At 47.2% G+C, this 4,342-nt stretch carries 2 protein-coding genes; both read left to right on the top strand.

The window, feature by feature from the left end:
• Window positions 1-2,279, top strand: a 2,279-nt coding sequence (locus tag AC1DUA_RS25780; protein ID WP_477502484.1) for an efflux RND transporter permease subunit, incomplete at its 5' end; no start/stop codon positions are given.
• A gap of 54 nt (window positions 2,280-2,333) precedes the next feature.
• Window positions 2,334-4,342 (top strand): RCC1 domain-containing protein (locus AC1DUA_RS25785; protein ID WP_477502485.1); only part of this gene is annotated, 2,009 nt, incomplete at its 3' end.

Genomic DNA, 4,342 nt, shown 5'->3' on the forward strand with positions numbered 1-4,342 from the left:
ACACGGTTTCAGTGTCTGATAATATTCAGAAGTCACTTCAAGAGATTCAATCCAAGCTTCCGGAAGGTATGCATATCGCGGTACTGAATGATTCTGCCAAGTTTATTCGCGATTCCTTACGTACCGTTGTTGAGCATACATTGCTCGGAGGCGTGTTCTCGGTCATCATCCTCTTGTTCTTCTTGCGTAGTGTAAGGGCAACACTCATTATCGGTGTCGTTATCCCGATTTCAATCATAAGTACATTTAGTATGATGTATTTCGGTCATCAAACGATTAATACCATCACGCTCGGAGGGTTGGCACTTGGTCTCGGCTCACTCGTTGACTTCGCGGTCGTTGTCTTGGAAAGTATTTTCCGTAAACGACATGAAGGCTTGTCTCCTGAGGAAGCCGCCAAAGTGGGAACAGCCGAGGTGGGTACAGCGGTTATGGCTTCGGCATTGGCCCAAATTGCGGTTTTCGCGCCGACGGCTTTCATCAGCGGCTTAGTCAAACAATTTTTCTGGCCAATGGCGCTAGTTGTTTGTTTCTCACATATAGCCGCATGGTTTGCAGCTGTTACTCTGGTACCGATGCTGGCTGCGAAAATCTTGCGCCGCAAGGTCGACGAAGAGCTGCCAACCGGTAGAAGCTTTAATCCTTTCGTTTGGTTCGGCAGAGGTATGGAGTCTATCACACAGGTGTATGGCAGGCTGCTTCGGTGGTCCATGCTACATCGTTGGATCATTATCTCTATTACAGTTCTATTATTCGCTGCCAGCGTATACTCGGTTCGTTTTGTAGGAAGTGAATTAACACCCAAAACAGATCAAGGGCAAGTTAATCTAAATATTAATCTACCGCAAGGGACAGATTTCGCCGTGACGAATCAAGTGGCTAGCACACTAGAGACGAGATTGAAGGATGTGCCGGAAATAGACACAGTCTTTACTTCTGTCGGATCGGCAGGCGGCGGAGCCTTTCAATCAGCGGCGACCAATACGGGCAGTATTCAAATTAAATTAAAACCGATCAGCGAAAGAACGAAAAGTACTGATCAAGTTGCCGAGCAAATCCGGACGCTCACAACGGGCTTTGCGGGAGCACAGATTGGTGTAAGTGTTCCAGCGGGTGTACGTCTGCCCGGGCTTGGCGGTGGCGGTAACTTTGGTGGCGGTGACGTTCAAGTTAATTTATCCGGACCGGATTTGGCCGTCTTGCAAAAGCTGGGTGATCTTGTCGCACAGGAAATCACTTCGGTAGAAGGCACGCGCAATGTGCAAAATACGTTAGATCGTTCGATTCCTCAATTTAATTTAACGATAGATCGTGATGCAGCGGCTCACTACGGCGTTTCGTTAAGAGACGTAATGACTGCTTTGCGCACAGCTTATCAGGGAAGTGTGGCTACACAGTTTAAAACAGCCAGTTCGCAAATCTCTGTTCTTGTAAAGTATCCGAATGACTTTACGAACAAGCTGGAGAATTTCAACAATGTGACGATTAATACGACAGGTGGTACGATTGTCCCTGTCAGTCTTATTGCAAAGGTTGAGCCGGGTACAGGCCCCGCGCAAATTCGCAGACAAGATCAGAACCGTGTGGCAACGGTGCAGGCTTCCGTATTCGGGGCTTCCGTTGGTGAGGTATCGGCTCAGGTCAAACAGAAAATTGATGCGATTCAACCACCGGACGGTTATCAAGTTACGATGGGCGGTCAGCAAGCTAGTCAGAATGATTCTTTTAAAAGCCTATACTTAGTTCTTATTTTATCCGTTGCCTTGGTGTACATGGTTATGGCCAGTCAATTTGAGTCGTTATATGGTCCGTTTATCATCATGTTCTCCCTACCGCCAACTTTCATTGGCGCGATATTGGGGCTGTTGGTCACACATCGAACGATTAATATGAACTCTATCATTGGAATGATCATGCTAGTGGGAATTGTCGTTAATAATGCCATTGTTTTAATCGATTATACGAATCAATTGCGTGCCAAAGGTATGCCGCTATTCGATGCTCTGATTGAAGCTGGTAAAGTCCGTTTGCGTCCTATTCTAATGACTACAGCCACTACTGTCCTTGCGATGGTGCCGCTTGTTATCGGGTTTGGTGAAGGAGCGGAAACGCAGGCTTCCATGGCAACAGTTGTAGCCTTTGGTTTGACCTTATCCACACTAGTCACTCTAGTATTGATTCCTGTTGTCTATACATTGCTGGACGGTTGGAAAGATGGCATCACGAAAAGATTTAAACGTAAACCTGCAATTGCTCAGGAGCAAGGGACTATAGCTTAGTAATAGGGATTTACGAAGATAGCTTCCTTATGGAAAGCTTTAAGGAGAAGGAACATGAAAACAGTGAAACGCAATGTTACTTTCTGGCTGCTAGGTTTTCTGCTTTTTAGTTCCTTTACAGCTTTCTCGGTATTTCCCGGGAAAGTTTTTGGGGAAACTAACAGCCCTACTACTGTTACTTCAGATATGAACCCTGCTTTGATACAGCAAATTCGAGGCGGGAAAGGTTTCACGGTTATTTTGAAGAAAGACGGTACCGTTTGGACATGGGGAAACAATCTTCGCGGTAAGCTGGGATCAGGTCTCAGCAACCGTAATCAGGCGGCACCAATCAGCGGATTGTCCGGTATTACGGCAATTGCGGTGGGTTCGTCTCACTCCTTGGCACTCAAATCGGATGGCACCGTGTGGTCATGGGGGGAGAACACATTCGGCCAGTTGGGCGACGGATCAACGATAGATCGATCAACACCCGTTCAGGTTTCGAATCTCACTCATGTTACCGCAATTTCCGCAGGTAATTTCCACTCTGTTGCGATCAAAGATGATGGAACAGCCTGGAGCTGGGGAGACAATACGTATGGCCAACTCGGAGACGGTACGAACAATACCCAAAACAAACCCGTTCAAGTAATCGGCAACATCGTATCTGTGAAAGCGATAGCGAGCGGTGCATACCATACCTTGGCGCTTGATCAAGATGGCGTTGTCTGGGCTTGGGGCGATAATTTCTTTGGCGAGCTGGGTTATGGTTATGATCAGAACCGATTGAGTACGCCTATTATGGCTACCAGCGCCAACTGGCATATTACGCAGATCGCTGCTGGATTCGACTTCTCATTAGCTCTCAAGGATGACGGTACCGTATTAACTTGGGGACTAATCGATTCAGATCCGAGCACGATGTATAACGCCATTACGACTAATACGCAGGATGAACATAAGTTTCCCGTTCTTATTACGGGGCTAGATCACGTGGCGCAAATAACGGCTGGAAGTTCACATGCTGTTGCGTTAAAAGATGATGGCAGTGTCTATACGTGGGGGAATAATACCTCTGGTCAGTTAGGCGTAGGAACCGGATTTGATGGGAAAACATGGAGTCAGACATTTCCCGACCATGTCAATGATCTGCCCGAGATAACCGGATTAGGGGTAGGTTCCAATTTCACTTTTGCCATCGATAAAGAGAATAAGCTTTGGGCATGGGGGAACAACAGTTACAGTCAGCTCGGCGACAAGACGCTGAACAATCAAGCTGCCCCGGTTCAAACGAAGGTAAGCGAATGGCTGGATCCTCCGGTCCTTAAGCCGGGCGAAGGTGTAGTTTTAATTAAGGCTCCTAAAGAGCAGTCCCTGACAGCGAGTGAAAGTGATACATTTGTTATCAAAAATAATCAGTTGTACGGTTGGGGGAGTAATACGTTTGGTCAATTGGCAGATGGTACCCATACCTCTGTCATTGCTCCGAAAGCCTTAAGTCAAGAAGGGATCGCTGCCATCGAAGGCGGTGATACGCACATGGTTGTCGTTAAGCAGGATGAGACCCTGTGGACATGGGGACAGAACTTCTTCGGTCAATTGGGCGATGGAACAACGACACCAAGCACTGCACCTGTTCAAGTCAAGGCATTGAGCGGTGTTGTCTCTGCAACGGCTGGAAGCGATCATACACTGGCTCTGCTTAACAATGGTTCTGTTTGGAGTTTTGGAGACAATACGTATGGGCAATTAGGTCATGACACGACTGCAGCATCAAACCAGATTATCCAACTATCGAATATCGTTTCCATCGCTTCAGGCGCCAATTTCAACCTGGCCCTAGAAAACACCGGGAAAATATGGGCTTGGGGAGATAATACGAGTGGACAGCTAGGAGATGGGACGCTGGCTAGTAAGCAGCAACCTGTACAAATTTATGATCTAACGGGTGTTATCGCGATTTCAGCGGGTAAAAACTTCGCACTTGCTTTAAAAGATGATGGTACTGTCTGGGCATGGGGCTACAATGCTTTCGGACAATTAGGCAATGGAACAACCATCAACCAATTAAAGCCCGTCCA

Source organism: Paenibacillus sp. 01T422, from assembly GCF_056398785.1.